The sequence below is a fragment of the Solirhodobacter olei genome (assembly GCF_004010155.1).
Taxonomy (GTDB): domain Bacteria; phylum Pseudomonadota; class Alphaproteobacteria; order Rhodobacterales; family Rhodobacteraceae; genus Solirhodobacter; species Solirhodobacter olei.
In genome coordinates, this window is sequence record NZ_RRYH01000013.1 from 169,276 (window position 1) to 189,333 (window position 20,058).

Annotated in this window: 17 protein-coding genes; 11 read left to right on the top strand and 6 right to left on the bottom strand. The window is 64.0% G+C overall.

Annotation, left to right across the window (positions count from 1 at the left end; all coding sequences use genetic code 11):
* The first annotated feature begins 18 nt into the window (after nt 1-18).
* The gene (locus tag EIP85_RS11610; RefSeq protein ID WP_127902344.1) at nt 19-1,467 is read left to right on the top strand and encodes an aldehyde dehydrogenase; all 1,449 of its coding nucleotides are present in this window, start codon (nt 19-21) and stop codon (nt 1,465-1,467) included.
* Between the two features lie 729 nt (nt 1,468-2,196).
* Here the strand turns inward: EIP85_RS11610 and arr are convergent.
* The 6 genes from arr to arsB form a co-directional block, all read right to left on the bottom strand.
* On the bottom strand, nt 2,197-2,610 hold the full coding sequence (gene arr / locus EIP85_RS11615; protein ID WP_127902345.1) for an NAD(+)--rifampin ADP-ribosyltransferase: 414 nt from the start codon (nt 2,608-2,610) through the stop codon (nt 2,197-2,199).
* Between the two features lie 99 nt (nt 2,611-2,709).
* Nucleotides 2,710-3,375, bottom strand: a complete 666-nt coding sequence (locus EIP85_RS23465) for a hypothetical protein (RefSeq protein ID WP_127902346.1) — start codon at nt 3,373-3,375, stop codon at nt 2,710-2,712.
* A 33-nt stretch (nt 3,376-3,408) separates the two neighbouring features.
* Nucleotides 3,409-3,639, bottom strand: a complete 231-nt coding sequence (locus tag EIP85_RS11625; RefSeq protein WP_127902347.1) for a thioredoxin family protein — start codon at nt 3,637-3,639, stop codon at nt 3,409-3,411.
* 12 nt (nt 3,640-3,651) lie between these two features.
* The gene (locus EIP85_RS11630; protein WP_127902348.1) at nt 3,652-4,725 is read right to left on the bottom strand and encodes a permease; all 1,074 of its coding nucleotides are present in this window, start codon (nt 4,723-4,725) and stop codon (nt 3,652-3,654) included.
* Nucleotides 4,722-5,012 (bottom strand): ArsR/SmtB family transcription factor, encoded by a 291-nt coding sequence (locus tag EIP85_RS11635; RefSeq protein ID WP_127902349.1) that lies wholly within the window; start codon nt 5,010-5,012, stop codon nt 4,722-4,724. The genes EIP85_RS11630 and EIP85_RS11635 overlap by 4 nt, the downstream gene beginning before the upstream one ends.
* Nucleotides 5,013-5,143: 131 nt before the next feature.
* The gene (arsB, locus tag EIP85_RS11640; RefSeq protein ID WP_127902350.1) at nt 5,144-6,199 is read right to left on the bottom strand and encodes an ACR3 family arsenite efflux transporter; all 1,056 of its coding nucleotides are present in this window, start codon (nt 6,197-6,199) and stop codon (nt 5,144-5,146) included.
* A 235-nt stretch (nt 6,200-6,434) separates the two neighbouring features.
* On the opposite strand from arsB, the gene EIP85_RS11645 reads away from it, so the two are divergent.
* From EIP85_RS11645 to EIP85_RS11690, 10 genes are all read left to right on the top strand, one after another.
* Nucleotides 6,435-7,388, top strand: coding sequence for a TAXI family TRAP transporter solute-binding subunit (locus tag EIP85_RS11645; protein WP_127902351.1), 954 nt, complete (start codon nt 6,435-6,437; stop codon nt 7,386-7,388).
* A gap of 64 nt (nt 7,389-7,452) precedes the next feature.
* Entirely contained in the window at nt 7,453-9,552 is a 2,100-nt protein-coding gene (locus tag EIP85_RS11650) for a TRAP transporter permease (protein ID WP_127902352.1), read from the top strand.
* The gene (locus tag EIP85_RS11655) at nt 9,549-9,926 is read left to right on the top strand and encodes a DUF1850 domain-containing protein (RefSeq protein WP_127902353.1); all 378 of its coding nucleotides are present in this window, start codon (nt 9,549-9,551) and stop codon (nt 9,924-9,926) included. Before EIP85_RS11650 ends, EIP85_RS11655 begins: the two co-directional genes overlap by 4 nt.
* A gap of 145 nt (nt 9,927-10,071) precedes the next feature.
* Complete coding sequence (locus EIP85_RS11660; protein ID WP_241559979.1) at nt 10,072-11,835, top strand: sensor histidine kinase; 1,764 nt, start codon at nt 10,072-10,074, stop codon at nt 11,833-11,835.
* Nucleotides 11,832-13,130: a sigma-54-dependent transcriptional regulator gene (locus EIP85_RS11665; protein WP_127902354.1), complete on the top strand. Its 1,299-nt coding sequence runs from the start codon at nt 11,832-11,834 to the stop codon at nt 13,128-13,130. Before EIP85_RS11660 ends, EIP85_RS11665 begins: the two co-directional genes overlap by 4 nt.
* 738 nt (nt 13,131-13,868) lie before the next feature.
* Nucleotides 13,869-14,864: a Gfo/Idh/MocA family protein gene (locus EIP85_RS11670; RefSeq protein WP_127902355.1), complete on the top strand. Its 996-nt coding sequence runs from the start codon at nt 13,869-13,871 to the stop codon at nt 14,862-14,864.
* A 2-nt stretch (nt 14,865-14,866) separates the two neighbouring features.
* Entirely contained in the window at nt 14,867-16,438 is a 1,572-nt protein-coding gene (locus EIP85_RS11675; protein WP_206615513.1) for an acyl CoA:acetate/3-ketoacid CoA transferase, read from the top strand.
* The gene (locus tag EIP85_RS11680; RefSeq protein ID WP_127902357.1) at nt 16,435-17,202 is read left to right on the top strand and encodes an enoyl-CoA hydratase/isomerase family protein; all 768 of its coding nucleotides are present in this window, start codon (nt 16,435-16,437) and stop codon (nt 17,200-17,202) included. The genes EIP85_RS11675 and EIP85_RS11680 overlap by 4 nt, the downstream gene beginning before the upstream one ends.
* Before the next feature lie 2 nt (nt 17,203-17,204).
* The gene (locus EIP85_RS11685) at nt 17,205-18,728 is read left to right on the top strand and encodes an aldehyde dehydrogenase family protein (protein WP_127902358.1); all 1,524 of its coding nucleotides are present in this window, start codon (nt 17,205-17,207) and stop codon (nt 18,726-18,728) included.
* Nucleotides 18,729-18,779: 51 nt separating this feature from the next.
* The gene (locus tag EIP85_RS11690; protein WP_127902359.1) at nt 18,780-20,039 is read left to right on the top strand and encodes an ABC transporter substrate-binding protein; all 1,260 of its coding nucleotides are present in this window, start codon (nt 18,780-18,782) and stop codon (nt 20,037-20,039) included.
* Nucleotides 20,040-20,058 lie beyond the last annotated feature (19 nt).

A 20,058-nucleotide genomic window follows, 5' to 3' on the forward strand; every position in this document is an offset into this window, starting at 1 on the left:
CGGCAAGGGAGGACCATGATGAACCAGATCGGATTCCTGCTCGACGGAGCCAGCGCTCCGGCCGCCAGCGGCAATACCTTCGACCGGATCGACCCGGTAACAGGCCAGACGGCCACCCGCGCCCCCGCCGCCGCCGTGGCGGACGCTGAGGCCGCCGTCGCCTCCGCCGCCCGGGCCTTCGCGGAATGGTCGCAGATGGGCCCGGGCGCCCGTCGTGCCATCCTGATGAAGGCCGCCGATGTGATGGACGCGCGAGCTGCCGATTTCATCGCCGCGGCCGTGGCCGAGACCGGCGCCACCGGACCCTGGATTGGGTTCAACGTCATGCTTGCTGCCGGTATGATCCGCGAGGCCGCCGCCATGACCACCCAGATCGGGGGCGAAATCATCCCCTCCGACAAGCCTGGCACGCTTGCCATGGGCCTTGCCAAACCCAAGGGCGTCTGTCTTGGCATCGCGCCCTGGAACGCGCCGGTGATCCTCGGCACCCGCGCCGTGGCCATGCCGCTCGCCTGTGGCAATACTGTGGTGCTAAAGGCCTCCGAGATGTGCCCTGCCACCCAACGCCTGATCGGCGAATGCTTTGTCGAGGCGGGGCTGCCCAAGGGCGCGCTGAACGTCATCACCAATGCCCCCGCCGATGCTTCGGCCGTGGTCGAGGCACTAATCGCCCATCCGGCGGTGAAGCACGTCAACTTCACCGGCTCCTCGGCGGTTGGGCGCATCATCGGCCGCCTCGCCGGCGAGAACCTGAAGCCCTCGCTGCTCGAGCTTGGCGGGAAGGCGCCACTCATCGTCCTCGACGACGCCGACCTCGACGGCGCCGTCAACGCCGCTATCTTCGGCGCCTTCATGAACCAGGGCCAGATCTGCATGTCGACCGAACGGATCATCGTCGACGCCCGCGTGGCCGATGCCTTCGTCGAGAAGCTCGCCGCCCGCGCCGCGGCGCTGCCTGCCGGCGACCCGCGCGGCCATGTCGTCCTCGGCGCACTGGTCACGGAGGCCGCGGCGGAGAAGATGGATGCGCTGATCGCCGATGCCAAGGCCAAGGGCGCCCGGCTGGTCGCCGGGGGCACCCGCCAAGGCGCGATCCACTCCGCCACCCTCCTCGACGGCGTGAAGGCTGGCATGCGCATCTATGCCGAGGAAAGCTTCGGCCCGGTGAAATCCATCATCCGCGTCAACGGCGACGAAGAAGCGCTCGCCGTCGCCAATGACACGGAATACGGCCTTTCCGGCGCGATCTTCAGCCGCGATATCCCGCGCGCCATGGCGCTTGCCAACCGGCTTGAGACCGGCATCTGCCACATCAACGGCCCCACTGTCGCCGACGAGCCGCAGATGCCCTTCGGCGGCGTGAAGGCCTCGGGCTACGGCCGTTTCGGCGGCCGCGCGGCCATCGCCGAATTCACCGACCTGCGCTGGATCACCGTCGAGGACCCGCAGCAGCACTACCCGTTCTGAACGGACATTCCTTGCAAGTGTTGCAGATGCCGCTGCGGCGCCGCCACGGCGGCATCTGTGCAGAGCCGGACGGCCGGCTTCCAATCCTCGAGCCGTCCGGCCACATTCATTGGACCTCCGGGCGGTCTGTGATAGGGACCTTCAGACCAATCTTGAGAGCCCCTAATCGTCAGGGTGGACGCGCTGTCCGCAATTGCTCGGGATTCAGATCATCGCGGAGAGACCATCGTCGTGGCCAACACTGCGCGAGCGGTTTCGTCGCGCCGGGGCATCTGGACGATATCCATGCCGCCAGCGTCGCGCAGGTCGCTCCGGTTCATAGGATGGGCAAAGGCCTGACAATCCTTGCAGCAGCACAGAACGCTCCAAAAGCCGGGCGATGGGGACGAACCGTGTTCAAAACCCTGCGTATGGTCGCATTTGCATTTGAGATGGGTGTCCGTCGACATGCTCATTCGCCAGCCCCGGATCACGCCCTCAAGCCTTGCAAGTGCTATGCTGAACGTGGCGGAGACCAAGCCAAGTCTTGGGTCGCCGCGTTCACGATGGGCTGGTACCAACAGATGCACCGATGGCCGTGGCTCGCTTGCCCCGTTCCATAACGTCTCGAATGCCTGATATGCTACGAGTTAGCTTAGCATCCGCTTCGGGATGCCGCCCAGGTGTGGGTACAAAAGGCGAGAATGGTGAGCTCGTGTTTTCGATCTGGGACGGGGTGTGCCAGTCAAGCTAGTCGATGATATGGCCGCCGTCTTCCTTAAGGCGGGAGACATTATCCCTCATCTGTTGTAATTGCTCGGGTGGATGTCCAAGCCAGTCGACAACCTCGGCTATGACCCGCAATGGCGCGCGGGAGCGGAAGGACAACGTCGGATTGCCGGGAAACTTCTTATCGGTCAGATTAGGATCGTCCACAATTGGACCGGTCGGCTCCACGACGTAGATCCGCTCGCGATTGCTGCCGGCGGCAAGTTCGGCTCCCCAAATCGCCGCATCCAACGTACAGGCGAAATATACCCAGGAAAGCGGCTTCAGGTCGGTGAAGTTGGACCGATGACCGACGACGATCTGGTCCCCGGGCCTCAAGTCGGCCCTCGTTCCATGGAAGAAAGATTGGGAAAACGTTCCGGCAGCGGCTGACATGGTTGGCTCTTCCTGCGGTGAGAATCGAGACCATCTTCATGACATGAAAGCACTGGGTTGCGGCAAGCACCAGCGGAGGGTAGATAATAAGCATAGAGGTTAGGCAGCCTCTCTCCCCTCGACATCCAGACGAAAAACAAGGACGACTGTGGGCCGACGGTCGAAGCCAATTGTCGGATTGAGGATTAAATCCTCGCTCACGGGAGCCTCTTTGGTGGCCTCTCTGCCATCGCTGGGCTGGACTGGGCGTATCGGCCAAAGAGGTGGCCAGTTAGGGTTCATCACTTCCATTCGCCCGTCTCTGAACGATGGCAAGGGCCCCGATAACGGCCATTCACGGCTAGGGATGTGCATCCTGCGGGCGGACCGCCCATCGCTGGGTTCGCGGCATGCCATCGGGATCTGGCGATTGGGCTCGGGGATAGCGGGCGAAGAGTGTGATTTTGTGAAGGCTTCCGAGCCATGACAATCCAAGCGCTGCGCCGAGACCCTGTAATCCATTCCACCCAACCTCCAATTAGAACCTCTGACGCGCCAACGAAGGACCATGCGTGCTGTCAAACCAAAGGCCTCAGTCAGTGGCGGGTACGGGTGGATCGTTGTCGCCATTTGTTCCAGCCGCATGCCGGTCCGAACCGCAAGCGCAGGCTCTCCCATCATGTCAGCTGCTCCTTCGGCACGGACGTGAATGCCGAGGATCCAGTGATCTGCGCGGTCAATGACGATCCGAAATCGCCGGAGTGGCGCCGCCTCGGCTAGGGCCATCACCGAAAGCGGCAGGCGACCGCATTGTCCGGCTCAGCCCAGAAACGCGAGCACCTCATCATGCGATGGGACGGAGCCCTTATGGACGACCTTCCCTTCGACGATGACGGCGGGTGTGGTCATCACACCGAAGCTGGCGATCTGGCGCATGTCTTCGATCTTTTCCAGGGTGATGTCCCGGCCGGTTTCTGCGGCGACGCGGGTGATGATGTCCGTGGTCGCCTTGCACTTGGCACAGCCAGAACCCAAAACCTTGATGTCCATTGTGATGTCCTTTCATATCAGGAAGTTGAAGAGGAAGCCGACGGCAAGAATGCCGCTGCCGACGACGGCGATGAACACGCCGACCAGCCGTAGCGTCAGTACCTCGCGCAGGATGATCATCTCGGGCGCGGACAGGGCAATGACGCTCATCATGAAGGCAAGGACCGTGCCCAGCGGCGCGCCCTTGCCCAGCAGCGCCTCGACAATCGGAATGACCCCGGCGGCATTGGTATACATCGGAATGCCCAGCAGAACCGCCGCCGGAACCGACCACCAGTTGCCGCCCGTGCCCGAGCCCATGATGCGAAGCATCAGCTCTTGCGGCACGTAGCCGTGGATGGCGGCTCCCATGGCGATGCCGGCGATGATCCACAGCCAGACCCGGCCGAAAATCTCGTGCACCGCCTCCATTCCCTGCCGGTAGCGGCCGACCAGCGTCAGATGATCCGCCGCGACCGCGCCGGGGGTTGTTGCGCCGGAATGAATGTCGCGCACCCAATCCTGCAGCCAGCCTTCCAGGTGCAGCTTGCCGATCACCCAGCCCGCGACGACGGCCACACCAAGGCCGAAGGCGAAATAGATCGCGGCGACCTTCCAGCCGACAAGTCCGAACAGCAGCACGAGGGCCACCTCGTTCACCATCGGCGCTGAGATCAGGAAGGAGAAGGTGACGCCCAGCGGCACACCGGCCGAGACGAGCCCGATGAACAGCGGCACCGCCGAGCAGGAACAGAACGGCGTCAGCACACCAAGCCCTGCCGCCATCACGTTGCCCACGCCCTCTCGCCGGCCAGCCAGCAGCGCGCGCGTCCGTTCCGGGCTGAAGAAGCTGCGCACCACGCCCATGGCAAAGACGATGAGCGTCAGCAGCATCATGACCTTGGGTGTGTCGTAGAAGAAGAAGGCGAGCGCCTCTCCAGTGTGGCTGGCCCTTTCGACAGGAAGCTGCGCGACGAGCCATTCCGACCAGTGGGGCAACTGGCGGTAGATGGCGAACCATCCCGCCACGAAGGCGACCAGCCCCAGGTGCCAGACCCAGTCCGGGCGCGGCGCAGGGTGGTGGGACGAGGTGATATCCGCGCTCATGCGGCGCTCCTTTCTTCGGCTGCGGCCGCGTCAAGGACAGCAGTCAGGATGGCGCAGGAGGCGGCTGGCATCGCGGGGTTAAGGCGGTAGCGAACCCACTGGGCATCGCGACGGTCGACCACAAGGCCCGCCTGCTTGAGCGTCTGCATGTGCCGCGACATCCGACTTTGCGTCGCTTCGAGGCGAGCCATCAGTTCGCAGACGCAATGCTCGCCGCCGTCGGCAAGGATGCGAATTGCGCCAAGCCGCGTCGGTTCGGCCAAAGCGGATAGAATCTCGATCGGCATGGTGTGCTCCTGCTCTCATGCGGTTATGCGCATGTAGGCATGTGATACACATTCATCAAGGGGAATGTTTCTTGTCGGCGACCGTGCCACGTGGCCAGCGCGGCGGCGGGGCTCGGTCGTGACGGATCGGTTCAGTGATGGTCTTGCGCGACCCGCCGGACCGCCGAGCCGCGCTCATACCACGGCCGGGTCGCATTCACGATGGCGACGACCGAAAGCATCACAGGCACCTCGATCAACACGCCGACCACGGTGGCCAGCGCCGCCCCCGAAGTGAAGCCGAACAGGCTGATTGCGGTCGCGACGGCCAGCTCGAAGAAATTCGACGCGCCGATGAGGGCCGAAGGTGCCGCCACGCAATGCGCCTCGCCGCTCGCCCGGTTGAGGAGATAGGCAAGGCCCGCGTTGAAGTAGACTTGGATCAGGATCGGAACCGCGATCAATGCGATGATCAGCGGCTGCGCCATGATCTGCGCGCCCTGGAAGCCGAAGAGGAGCACCAACATGGCCAGAAGCGCCACGACCGATGTCGGCCCAAGCCGTGCAAGCAGGGCCTTCAGCGCCGCCTCGCCGCCCCGTTCCAGTCGGCTGCGCCGGATGAGTTGCGACAGGATGACCGGCACCACGATGTAGAGGGTGACCGAAAGCAACAACGTGTCCCAGGGCACGGTGATCGACGATAGCCCCAACAGGAAGGCGACGATCGGCGCAAAGGCCACAATCATGATCGTGTCGTTCAGGGCAACCTGGCTGAGCGTGAAGTGCGGCTCGCCCTTCGAGAGATTGGACCACACGAAGACCATCGCCGTGCAGGGAGCGGCGGCAAGCAGGATCAGACCCGCGATATAACTGTCGATCTGGCCGGCCGGCAGCAGCGGTCGGAACAGGACGGACAGAAAGAGCCAGCCGAGAAGCGCCATCGAGAACGGCTTGACCGCCCAGTTCACAACAAGCGTGACCCCCATCCCGCGCCAGTGCCGTGCCACCTGACCAAGCGCCCTGAAGTCGATCTTCAGCAGCATCGGGATGATCATCAACCAGATCAGCACGGCCACGGCGAGGTTGACATTGGCAACCTCCAGCCTGCCGATGCCGTGAAAGATGCCTGGGAACATCTGGCCAAGGCCAATGCCCGCGATGATGCAAAGCGCGACCCAGAGGGTCAGGTAGCGTTCAAAGGAGTTCATGCTGCTTCTCCTGGCAATCTTGCGCTGATGATGGATACGCGACAACACGAAGTTGACGCCCAAAACCAGTTTGAATCGCAGCCGTGGCAGGAGTCTGCCCCGGGCGCGGCGGAAAGCCGCCGTGAAAGTCTCGCCAGTTTCCCGCGTTTCGATGACGTGACGCGGCCAGGTCTCTACAGATCGGCTGGCGCCGGTCGATACGGTGCGGCGACCTGAAACTCAAGGGAGGAGAACCATGAGACCCGTTGCCCGAAAATTCGTTGCGCTTGCGACTGCCGCGGCGCTGCTGTTGCCTGCCACTGCGCGGGCGGAGAAGTTCATCAACATCCTGACGGGCGGCACCTCCGGCGTCTATTACCCGCTCGGTGTCGGTCTGTCGAAGATCTACGGCGACGCGATGCCGGGCACGAAGGTGCAGGTGCAATCGACAAAGGCCTCGGTTGAGAACCTAAACCTGCTGCAACAGGGGCGGGGGGAGCTGGCTTTCGCGCTCGGTGACTCTGTCAAGAAGGCCTGGGAGGGCGACAAGGAGGCGGGCTTCAAGGGCAAGCTCGACAAGCTTCGGGGCATTGCCGCGATCTATCCCAACTACATCCAGATTGTCGCCTCTAAGGACAGCGGCATCCACACACTGGCCGACCTGAAGGGCAAGCGTGTCTCCGTCGGTGCGCCAAAATCCGGCACCGAGTTGAACGCGCGTGCAATCTTTGCCGCGGCCGGGATGAGCTACAAGGACCTCGGCCAGGTGCAATACCTGCCGTTCGGCGAGTCGGTTGAGTTGATGAAAAACCGCCAGCTTGATGCCACGCTGCAATCGGCCGGGCTGGGGGTGTCCTCGATCAAGGACCTCGCCTCGTCAATCCCGATCACCATCGTGTCGGTGCCGGAAACGGTAGCCAAGAAGCTCGGCGCGCCCTACGTGTCCGCGCCGATCCCCGCGGGCACCTATGACGGGCAGATGGCAGCCGTTCAGACCGTTGCCGTAGTGAACTTCCTGGTCACCCGCGTCGGCGTGTCGGACCAGACCGCGTACGACATGACGAAGCTTCTCTTCGCCAACCTCAAGACGCTTGAGGCCTCGCACAAGGCGGCGGCGCGGATCAAGCTGGCCAATGCCCTGAGGGGCATGCCTATCCCCCTGCATCCGGGGGCCGAGAAGTTCTACCGTGAACAGGGCCTGCTGAAGTAAGAGGGGGCAAGGCGCTTGGTCTGGGCGACGGGTCACCGCCGCCCGACCGCGAGGGAGGTTCCAGATGCATATCGAAGAAGAGCATGCCGCGCCGGCGGGCGAGGCGGACCTCGGCCTGCACGACCCGCTGGCCGAAAGCTTTCCCAAGGGGGTCGAGGGGCGGGGGCTCTACTGGATCGCGGTCGCCTTCAGCTTGTTCCAGATCGCGACCGCCGCCCATATTGTAACCTTGCCGAGCCTGATCGTGCGGGCTGTCCACGTGGGGTTCCTGGGGCTGCTGGGGTTCCCGCTGCTCGCAGCGTTGCACGGCAAGCCGAGATGGCGCCGCGCGCTGGCTTGGGGCTTAGCGCTGGCCGGAGCGGCGGTGGCGGCCTACCAATGGGTGGAATATGGGCCGCTGATCCAGCGCTCGGGCGATCCTACGCAGCTTGACACGGCGGTGGGCGTCGTCGCCCTGATCGTCGTCTTTTCCGCGGCCTGGACCGTGATGGGCCCGGCCCTGCCTATCATCGCCGCCATGTTCCTCGTCTACGATTTCTTCGGGCAGTATTTCCCCGGGGCACTGCAGACACGGGGCTATGGATTCGCTCAGGTAATCGACCAGATGTCCTTCGGGACGGAGGGGATCTACGGTATCCCGATCTATGTCTCGTCCTCTTACATCTTCCTCTTCATCCTGTTCGGCTCGTTTCTGGAGAAGGCTGGAATGATCCGGCTCTTCACCGACGTCTCGCTTGGGATGGTCGGGCACAAGCAAGGTGGCGCGGCCAAGGTGGCCGTGATCTCCTCGGGCCTGATGGGCACAATCTCCGGCTCGGGCGTGGCGAACGTTGTCACGACGGGCCAGTTCACCATCCCACTGATGAAGAGCTTCGGCTACCGCCCGGCATTTGCCGGCGGGGTCGAGGCGACGGCCTCGATGGGTGGGCAGATCATGCCGCCGGTCATGGGGGCGGTGGCCTTCATCATGGCTGAGACGCTTGGCGTCGAATACTATCAGGTTGTGAAGGCCGCGCTGATCCCGGCGATGCTCTATTTCGCCTCCGCCTTCTGGATGGTGCACTTGGAGGCCGGCCGCCACGGGCTGCGCGGCATGGCTGTCAAGGACCTCCCCTCGCCGCGCAAGGCGCTGCGCGAGGGGTGGTACTTGATCCTGCCGTTGGCAGTGCTCGTCTATCTGCTCTTCACAGGATACACGCCACTCTACGCGGGAACCATCGGCCTTGCGCTGACGGTACTCCTGATCCTCGGCGGCTCTATCGTGATGGGCCTGCCGAAAGGGGCGATACGCTACCTGTTCTGGATCCTGCTCGGTCTTGCCTCAGCGGCCTTCCTGCAATGGGGAATCTGGGTGATCGTCGGCGCAATGGCCGTGCTCGTGGGCTGGAGCCTCGCCTCCACGGGCGGGCGGGCGACCCTAATCATCTGTCGCGACAGCCTAGCAGAGGGAGCGAAGACCGCTCTGCCGGTCGGCGTTGCCTGTGCGCTTGTCGGCGTCATCATCGGCACGATGACCCTTACCGGCGCCGCGACAACATTCGGCGAGTTCATCGTGGGCGTCGGCAAGTCGAGTCTCTTCCTTTCGCTGATCCTGACGATGATCACCTGCATTGTGCTCGGGATGGGGATCCCGACGATCCCGAACTACATCATCACCTCCTCCATCGCAGGCCCGGCGCTGCTGTCGTTGGGGGTCCCGCTGCTGGTCAGCCACATGTTCGTCTTCTACTTCGGCATCCTCGCGGACCTGACACCTCCGGTTGCGCTGGCCTGTTTCGCGGCCGCGCCAATTGCAAGGGAAAGCGGGCTAAAGATTGCCTTCGAGGCGATCAAGGTGGCGGCGGCGGGCTTCGTTGTGCCGTTCATGGCAGTCTATACACCAGCGCTGATGCTGCAGGGCGGCGGGCCGCTTGCGGCCGAGATTGGCTATGTCCCGGCGGTGGCCTATGTCGTGGTGAAGGCCGCAATGGCGATCGGGCTCTGGGGTGCGGCGGTGACGGGCTGGCTGGGCACGCGGCTGAACCTGCTGCTGCGGCTCCTCTCGGCCGCGGCCGCCTTCACGCTGATCGCGGCATATCCGATGACGGACGAGGCGGGCTTCCTGCTGGCTGCGATCTTCGCTGGTCTCATCTGGCGGAGAAGTCGGGCGGGGGCAGCGGCATGAGCCTTTCAGCCTGCCTGATGATCGGAGGCAAGGCCCTGACGCTGGTTATGGCCTCCTTCACCCTGTCTTGGCTGCATTCAGTCGAGCATACGGGCTGGTTCGAAGCATGGAAGATCACACCGGCCGGAATGGTGATGACCGAGGCGCGGGTCCAGGGATCGGGTGCGGGGATGGACCCGGGCCCTGGGGCAAAGCTCGAGGGCGACTGGTGGGTCTGGGTCCCCGACCTGCAGCCGATCCCAGAGCTGATCCTCGGCGATTCCGGAGCGACCATCAGCCCCTGGACCCTCTGCACTGGCTTAACCTGCCTGAAGCTTGGCCAGAAGCCGGGGGCGCCGATCCACATCCGACCGTGCGCGAAGGCAAGTGGCTGAGCCCCTCTGGGCCGCTCTGGTCGGGTGCGGCAGTGTAGGCGCCGCAAGCGAATGACTTTCCGAAAGGCTTCGGCTAGCTTCTCCGGGCGTCAATGGGAGGGAGGCCGGCGTGACCGAGGCCGTGATACCACGAGCAAGGTCCATGATGACAAGCCGTGCCCTGCTGTTCTCGCTTATCGTAGCCATGGTCGTGGCCTGTGTCGCCTATGCTGCCGCCTGGCACTACGCGTTGCGCGCTTCCGACACGCGACTTGACCAGTCGCTCATCCTCGCGAGCTATTCCGTCGAAAGTGAAATAGCCCGCTTCCGGGCGTTGCCCGACGTGGTGACCGAGGATGCTCGCATCGCCCGCGCCCTCTCCGCCGCCGCATCGCCAGAGGCTATTTCCGAAGCCAATCACTACCTGCAGATCATCAGCGCCCGGGCCGGGGCAAACCAGCTCTATCTGCTCGATGGCACAGGGACGGTGATAGCGGCGTCGAACTGGGACACGAAGGACAGTTTTGTCGGCCAGAACTACGCCTTTCGCCCCTACTTCAAGGACGCGATGGCCGACGGTCGGGGACAGTTCTATGCCATCGGTGTGACCACGGGGGTTCCTGGCTACTTCCTGTCGACGCGCGTGGGTAACGCATCGGCCCCTGGCGTTGTAGTGGCCAAGATCAGCCTCGCCTCTCTGGAGCGGACCTGGCGGCGCGCCGCGAGTGCGACGGCAGTGGCGGATCGGACTGGGGTCGTGTTCCTGTCGGGCGTGGCGGGGTGGAAATACCATCCCCTGCAGCCGCTGTCGCCCGACACGCTAGCCGCGATCGCGGCCCGCCGCACCTACGACGGCGAGGATATCCCCCGGCTGAAACCGATCGCGCTGGCGCAAGGCCCCGCCGCGCTGACCCTTCCCGGCCCGGCGGGCGGAACGCTTCGGGGGCGCATGATACCGCTCGGCCCCAGCGGCTGGCGGGTCATTTCTGCCGAACCAATGGCGCCGCTGCGCAATGGAGCGCTTCTCTGGGCTTTCGGCGCTTCGCTTGTCGCGATGGCGATGACGGCCATCGCCATGGTGCTAAACCAGCGCCGGCAGCTGATCCAGCTACGCCTGCGACAGGGCGAGGTACTGGAAGCACGGGTGCGCGAACGGACGCAGGAGCTTGCCCACGAGGTTGAGGCGAGGCGCCGTACCGAGGCCGATCTGCGCGCCGCCCAAGAAACCATGATCCATACCGAGAAGATGGCCGCGCTTGGGCGCATGTCGGCGGCCATCGTGCATGAACTGAGCCAGCCGCTGGCCGCGATGGAAGCCACGCTTGCCGCGACGGAACTCTCCTCAGACCCTGGCGAGACCAGCACTCGCATCGGCAAGGTGCGGGGCCTCGTGCGGCGGATGCAGCGGACTACGAAGCACCTCAAGAGCTTCAGTCGCAAGGAGCAGAACACGTTGACGTTGACCGATCTCAACGCGGTCGCGCGCAACGCGCTGGAGCTGGTCGCTCCCCGTGCAAAGGCTGGTGGCATCGTCCCCGAAGTCAACGCCGATGCCGAGCCGGTGGTCGCGCTCGCGGGGCCGGTGCGACTGGAACAGGTCTGCCTCAATCTGCTGCTCAACGCGTTCGACGCGGTCGAGGGACAGGCCGGGCCCAGCATTGTGCTCGCAATCGTTCGGGTTGGGGACGAGGCCCGGCTAAGCGTGACGGACAATGGAGCGGGCATCCCGACGGAGAACCTCTCGCGCGTCTCGGAGCCATTTTTCTCCACGAAGGTATCGGGTGACGGCCTCGGTCTCGGGCTGTCAGTGAGCCAGGCGATCCTTGAGGAGTTCGGTGGCCGACTCGAGATTGTCTCGACTGAGGGCGAGGGCACATGCGTCGCGATGGTGCTGCCAGTGGCACGCGCAATGGAGACGGCAGCACAATGAAGGGGAGGGTCTTCGTCATCGACGACGATGCCGACCACCGCGAGGCGGCGGCCGATCTGCTGTCCGCCGCTGGGCATGACGCGGTCTGCTTTGCCAGCGCTGCAGAGGCCCTGCTGGTGCTCGACGCCGCCGATCCAGGGGTAATCCTAACCGATCTCAGAATGCCGGAAATCGATGGCTTCGACCTCATTGCGGCGCTCAGGGATCATGGCGGCGATCACCCGGTGATCCTGATGACCGGACATGGCGACGTGGCACAGGCCGTGCGGGCAATCCGTGAAGGGGCGGAGGACTTCCTGGAAAAACCCTATGACGCCGGTCACCTCCTTCTGGTCGTGGACCGCACACTCAAAGCGCGCGAGACCCGGAGGGAGCTTGACCGGTTGCGCCAGGCGGGCGGCGCGTCGGAGATTCTTGGAGAATGTCTCGGGATTCAAGCGCTGCGTCAGCGGATCTCGGCGCTGGCGACGCTCGATGTGGATGTCATCGTGACCGGGCCGACGGGGACCGGCAAAGAGCTCGTCGCCCGCGCGCTGCATTCCAAGAGCCCGCGCAGCGCCGGGCGCTACGTGGCGATCAACTGCGCCGCGCTGCCCGAGGCCCTGTTCGAGGCCGAAATGTTCGGCTATGCCATTGGCGCCTTTCCGGGCGCGACGGGGGAAAAGCCGGGTAAGCTTGAGCTGGCCTCGGGCGGTACACTCGTTCTCGACGAGATCGAGGCGATGCCCCTGGCACTACAAGCGAAGCTTCTGCGGGCGATCCAAGAGCGTGCACTGGAGCGGCTCGGCGAGAACCGCGTGCGCCCCTTGGACTTGCGCATCGTGGCCATCGCCAAGACCGACCTCGCAGCCTTGACATATGATGGTAGCTTTCGCGCGGATTTGTTCTACCGCATCGCCGGAGCAGAGATCCGAACCCTTCCACTGTCCGAGATGCAGGAGGATATCCCGCTTCTTTTCGCGCATTTCGTGGCGCAGGCGGCAGCGCGGCAGGGGTTGGCGATTCCAGAGGTTGGATTCGGGGCTCGCGCAGCGCTACGCAAGCGAGCCTGGCCGGGCAATGTGCGCGAACTGAAGGCTGCTGCAGAGCGTTTCGCGCTCGGCATCGACGCAGTGACACCGGCAGATGTCCGGCCGATTACGGGCGCCACCCTGGCCGACCGCATTGCAGAGTTCGAAGCCCGCGAGATCAGCGGGGCTCTGCAACGCTGCCGAGGCAATACAGAGCGCGCTGCTGAACTGCTTGGGCTACCTCGGCGCACGCTGACCGACAAAATGAAACGATACGGACTATGAAAGGGCTGATTGCGGAACTTCGAACGGCCCTGGAGGCTGTTTCGCGCCGGCCGCGCGCGCCAACGGCAGTGGCTGAACGAGTGTTGCAAAGGCTGGCGCCGGTGATTGGGCTGTTTGTGGCGCTACCAGTTGTATAGATATATTGACGAAGGTCCGTTTCCGAGACGTCAGTCTCGGAAATTATACCTGCAGCGGAACGGGCGTTGTGTCAGTCATAGGCCTTACGAACAGACCAACCCTAGGCTGCAGCTCTAACTCGCGATAGCGATCCCGCGGCGCCGACGGTGAGGAGTAGACGGCCGTTACCTCATCAATCTGCTGCGGTTTTGCGGGATTCCGTTTCAGGTTTCTGGGCGCAATCCCCTGATGCAGCCGTTCTCCACGGACAGATCGAACGCCCGGAAGCGGGCAGGGCCTCGCATCCGCTGCGCAAGAAGGCCAAGGCCGCTTTCTGGAGCCCGATACTGTCGTAGGCCTGAGACCGAGGCTCGGCGAGAGGGTGACCTTGTTCGGCATTCCGAGCGACTTGCATGGCAAGCTCGTCACCTATCGGTGCTCCCGAGAGCGAAGCCAGCATTCATGACTATAACCGGATCTCGAAGCGTCACCCGACGTGCCGCGCGCGGCGGACTTTTGAGTGATGATCATCTGGGCACCTAGTTTCCAACTCCTTTGTTGACAAATATGGAACGTTCCAATTAACGTCTGGAACGTTCCATATTGGGGGAGGGAATCAGTATGCGTTGGGGGCTTGCAGGGGCGAGCACGATTGCGTCCGAGCACATGATCCCAGCGTTTCGGGCGCATGGCGACGAGGTCTCGTGGGTCGCCAGCGGCAACCCTGATCGCGCGCTTCACTACGCGGCCGACCATGGCATCGGCCGGGCCTTCGGTTCGCTGGAGGAAGCGCTCGCGGCCGGCGGCGTCGACGCCGTCTACATCTCCTCGACCAACGAGAAGCACGCACCTCAGGCACTCGCGGCTATCGCTGCCGGCGCTCATGTCCTTTGTGAGAAGCCACTCGCAATGAATCTGGCGGAGGCGGCGGATATGGTGGAGAAGGCGCAGCAGGCGGGTGTCGTCTTCGCTACCAATCACCACCTGCGCTGTGCGGGTAGCCACAGGGCAATTCGCGACCTGATCGCCGCGGGTGCAGTCGGCCAAGTGTTGTCGATGAGAGTGCACCACGCCGTGCACCTGCCGCCGCACCTCCAGGGATGGCGCATCAACGATGCCGGGGCAGGCGGTGGCGTGGTCCCCGACATTACCGTTCATGACGCTGACACGGTGCGCTTCCTGCTGGGCGAAGACCCGATAGAGGTCACTGCGCTTGATGGGACCTCCGGCATGGGCGAGGGCGTCGAGGATTCCGTCATGTCGATCTGGGCAATGCCGTCCGGTGCGATGGTTTTCGCGCACGAGAGCTTCACCCACCCGTTCGCCGGTAGCGCTGTCGAGGTGCATGGCACTTTGGGGTCGATTTTTGCGCAGGGTGTCATGACCCAGCGGCCCGTCGGTGAGATCGAGCTTGTCACCGCCGACGGGCGACGGAACGTCCCCTTCTCCAACCACAATCTCTACGTCGAAGGCGTCCGGATGTTCCGGGAGGCCGTCCGGGGGAGTGGTCAGCCGTCGGCGACCGGGTTGGATGGCATCAACTCCCTGAGGGTGGCCCTTGCAGTTCGCGAGGCCGCGCGGAGCGGGCAGCGTGTCGCGGTGAACTACGGAGCATGATGATGACCAAGGTTGTATCTCCGGAAGAAGCCGCGCGCCGCATCCCCGACGGGGCCGTGCTCACGGTATCGTCCTCGTCCGCGCTCGGTTGCCCGGATCGCATTCTGCGGGCAATCGGAGAGCGTTTCGAAGAGGAGGAGCACCCGCGTGGCCTGACCGCGCTTCATCCGATTGCGGCGGGTGACATGTATGGCGTCAAAGGCATCGATCACATCGCCAAGGACGGCCTGCTGACGACCATCCTCGCAGGGTCCTACCCCTCGGGTCCGTCCAATCTGCCGATGCCCGAGATTTGGAAGATGGTGGTCGAGGATCGCGTCGCGGCGTATAACGTGCCGTCTGGCATCCTCTTCGATATGCATCGCGATGCGGCCGCTCGGCGGCCAGGTGTGCTGACAAGGGTCGGGCTCGATACCTTTGTCGACCCGATCCGCGAAGGTTGCGCGATGAACGCGAAGGGTGCGGCCCGGCCCATTGTCGCGCGCGTCGAGTTTGCCGGCGAAACCTGGCTGCACTTTCCAAATGTCCAGCCCGACGTTTGCATTCTGCGCGCAACGACAGCGGACGAGCGCGGCAACCTGACCTACGAGCACGAAGGCGCCTATCTCGGTGGTCTGGAACAGGCCATTGCCGTTCGCAACCAAGGCGGCCTTGTCATCGCTCAGGTTCAGCGTGTTACCGCCGCCGGATCGCTCCGGCCCCATGACGTGCGGGTGCCGGCGCACCTGGTGGACCTGGTCGTCGTTGATCGCGACCAGAAGCAGACCTGCGAGACGCTTTATGACCCGGCCATTTCAGGCCAGATAATGCGGCCCTGGTCGAGCTTCCATCTTGCCGAGCATGGGGTGGAGAAGGTCATCGCCCGCCGTGCCGCGATGGAGCTGAAGGCGGGGATGACCGCCAACCTTGGCTTCGGCATCTCAGCCATCGTGCCGCGCGTCTTGCTCGAGGAGGGCGCCCCTCAGGCTGTTACCTGGGCGATTGAGCAGGGAGCCGTTGGCGGCATGCCTTTGACGGGATTCGCCTTCGGCTGTTCATCGAACGCAGATGCCTTCATGCCCTCGCCGCAGCAGTTCATCTACTTTCAGGGCGGCGGTTTCGACATGTCCTTCCTCTCATTCCTGGAGGTGGACATCGAGGGCAACGTGAACGTCTCCAAGCTCGGCAAGAAGCCCTACCTCACCGCAGGCTGCGGGGGCTTCGTCGACATCACCGCCCATGCGCGAGAGATCGTCTTCTCGGGCTGGTTCGAGGCAGGGGCGGAGGTCGAACTGAGCGATACGGGCCTGACGGTGAAGAAGCCCGGAAAGTTCACTAAATTTGTGGAGAAGGTCGAGCATGTGACCTTCTCGGGCCGCCGGGCGCGCGAGCAGGGACAGGTGATCCTCTACGTCACCGAACGCTGCGTGGTGCGGCTGACGGACTCAGGCCTCGTCGCGACGGAAATCATGCCGGGGATCGATCCCGAGCGGGATATCGTCGCGGCCTCGCAGGGCCGGGTGCAGGTTGCCCCGGACGCGAAGACCATGCCGCTGAGCCTCCTCAAGCGTGGTGCGATGGGGTGGCAACCATGAGCCAGATCCATATGCATCTGCGCGGTCCGGTCGCTGAATTGCGGCTCGACAATCCGTCCAAGCTGAACGCCTTCACCGTCGAGATGCTGCGCCAACTCGCAGAGTTCTGCGACACGCTCGACCGCCGGTCCGACGTGCGGCTGGTGATAGTGACTGCCGAGGGCGAGCGGGCCTTTTGCGCTGGGGCGGACATTACTGCCTGGGGCGGGCTCTCTCCTGCAGAATTTGCAAGGCACTGGGTGCGCGACGGGCACCGCATTTTCGATCGGCTCGCCCGGCTCTCGAAGCCGACCGTGGCGGCAATCTCGGGGCATGCCTTCGGCGGCGGTCTGGAGCTGGCGGCGGCCTGCGATATCCGGGTGATGGCACCCAAAGCGACGCTGGCACTTCCGGAAGCCGGAGTGGGGATCGTACCCGGATGGTCAGGCACTCAGAGGCTGGCCCGGCTGATGCCTGAGCCGGTGCTGAAGGAGATGGCCCTTTTTGGCCGTCGTCTGTCAGCGGAACGCGCCCTGGCTTGCGGTTTCGTATCCGAGGTTGCCGAGGACGCGCGGGCGGCGGCAGAGGCATTGGCCGAGCGCGTAATTACGAGCTCGTCCCGTTCGATCGAGATCGCCAAGGCGATGATCCATGCGGCCGTGGGCGAGGACCGGGGGGCATCGGTCGAGATGCTCGGCTCGGGAATGATTGCCGCAACCGATGATCGTGCGGAGGGCGTCGCCGCCTTCCGTGAGAAGCGCAAGCCAGAATTTCCGGGGACCTGATCATGACCGAGTTCACCCTCATCGCCGCATCCGCAGCCGTCCATCATGACATCGTAGAGTGCCGCCATCTCATCGACGGCGCCTGGCGGGCCAGCGAGGATGGCGCCATCTCGGAGCGGGTCTCCCCGTCGCATGGGATTGTCGTCAGCCGCTCGGCAAAGGGCGGGACGACAGAAACGGAAGCCGCCATTGCCGCCGCCCGCAAGGCCTTCGACGGCGGCGTCTGGAGCAAGGCGAGCGGCAAGAGCCGTGCCACGGTCCTGCTCAAGGTTGCCGAGTTGATCGAGCGCGACGCGGAGAAGATGGCCCGCGTGGAGACGCTGGAGACCGGCAAGCCGATTACGCAGGCCTTCGGTGAGGTCTCTGGCGCAGCGGACCTCTGGCGCTACGCCGCCTCGCTCGCCCGGACAATGCACGGCGAAAGCCACAACACGCTCGGCCCCGACATGCTGGGTGTGGTGCTGAAAGAGCCGATCGGCGTTGTCTCCGTGATCACGCCGTGGAACTTCCCGTTCTGGATCCTTAGCCAGAAGCTCCCGTTCGCGCTTGCTGCAGGCTGCACATGTGTCGTGAAGCCGTCGGAACTCACGCCTTCCACTACCGTCATGCTGGGTGAGCTGCTGATCGAGGCCGGGTTGCCGTCCGGGGTGGTCAATATCGTGCTCGGTTACGGCCAGCCGGTCGGTGCGCTAATGGCGGAACATCCGGAGGTGGACATGATCACCTTCACCGGTTCCACCGCGGTCGGCCGTTCCATTGCCTCTGCAGCCTCGGGCACCTTGAAAAAGGTGGCGCTGGAGCTTGGGGGCAAGAATCCGCAGGTGATCTTCCCCGATGCCGCGATCGATGACGCGGCCGACGCGATCACCTTCGGCGTCTACTTCAATGCCGGCGAATGCTGCAATTCCAGTAGCCGCATCATCGTCCATGAGGACGTGGCCGAAGCGGTGGTGGAAAAGGTCGTAGCACTCTCGCGCAAGGTGGCCTTCGGGGATCCGCTGAACCCGGAGACGCAGGTGGGGGCCATCGTCTCGACGGCGCATCAACAGAAAATCGACGGCTATGTCCGCGATGCGGTCGCAGCGGGCGCAAAGGTCTGCCTCGGCGGAGCGGCGCTGAAGGTCGATGGCCTTCCCGGCGAGTTCTACCAGCCCACCGTCGTCGCCGGCGTCACGCCGGACATGGCGATTGCGCGCGAGGAGGTTTTCGGGCCGGTCCTGTCGGTTCTGACGTTCCGGAGCTTTGACGGGGCGGTCGCACTGGCCAACGACGCCGCCTACGGCCTCTCGGCCGGGGTCTGGAGTGACAGCGTGCACACCTGCCTCGATTTCGCCCGTCAGGTTGAGGCGGGGACTGTCTGGACAAACACCTGGATGGACGGCTTTCCGGAGCTGACCTTCGGCGGCGTCAAACAGAGCGGCCTTGGCCGCGAGATCGGGCCCTATGGGCTGGAGGAGTTTCTCGAAGTGAAGACGCTCGCGATGCGGATCGGTCGCACGCGGGCACCTTGGGTGAAAGCTTCCTGACCACGACAGTCAGGGGCTGAACAACTACGCAAAACTCACGGGAGGATGAATATGCGTGGCCTTATCGGAAGATCACTGACCGCTGCGGCGGCCTTGGCGATGTCGACGGCATTCGCTCATGCCGCGCCGAATGTGGAGGTCCTGCACTGGTGGACGTCAGGCAGTGAGGCGGCGGCGCTAAACGTGCTGAAGCAGGATCTGCAGAAAGAGGGTATCGGCTGGAAGGACATGCCGATTGCGGGCGGCGGCGGCGGCAACGCGATGACGGTGCTTCGCGCGCGCGTCACGTCGGGCAACCCGCCGACCGCGGCGCAGATGCTCGGCTACGACATTCTTGACTGGGCCAAGCTCGGCGTTTTGGGCAATCTCAACAATGTCGCTGAGGCAGGCAACTGGGACAAGGTCGTTCCGAAGGCCATTCAGAAGTTCTCGAAGTACGACGGGCATTGGATCGCCGTTCCGGTCGATGTCCATTCGACGAACTGGGTCTGGGGAAACAAGCACCTGCTCGACAGCCTCGGTATCGCCCAGCCGAAGACCTGGGACGAGTTCATTGCCGCGATGGCTAAGGTGAAGGCGTCGGGCAAGATCGCGCTCGCCATGGGCGGCCAGCCCTGGCAGGAGGCGACGGCCTTCGACGGCGTGGTGCTCTCGGTTGGCGGGCCGGACTTCTACAAGAAGGCGTTCTACGATCTCGATCAGGCGACGCTGAGCGGGCCGCAGATGGTCGAGGCGTTCAAGCGGCTGGAGCAGCTGCGCGGCTTCGTCGATCCGAACTTCTCCGGTCGTGACTGGAACCTCGCCACGGCGATGGTGATCAACGGCAAGGCCGCATTCCAGATGATGGGCGACTGGGCCAAGGGCGAATTCCTGCATGCCGACAAGAAGCCCATGGTCGACTTCGAATGCTTCCGCACCCCGGGTAGCCAGGGCGTCGTCACCTTCAACTCCGACCAGTTCGTGATGTTCAAGGTTGGCAAGGACAAGCAGGCGTCGCAGGATGCCATGGCCAAGGCGGTGATGTCGAAATCGTTCCAAGTCGCGTTCAACACCGTGAAGGGTTCGGTCCCGGCGCGTACCGACGTTGCCGATACCCAGTTCGACGCCTGCGGCAAGATGGCTATGGCGCAGCTCAAGTCGGCCGACGAGCATGGAACTCTGCTCGGCTCGATGGCGCAGGGTCATGCGGCGCCGGCAGCGGTGAAGAATGCCGAATACGACGTTGTCAGTGCGGCCTTCAACGGCCAGTACACGCCGGAGCAGGCGGCCAAGGAACTCGCCAAGGCCATCAAGCTTGCCCAGCAGTCGTGATCACCTCGTGATCTGACGG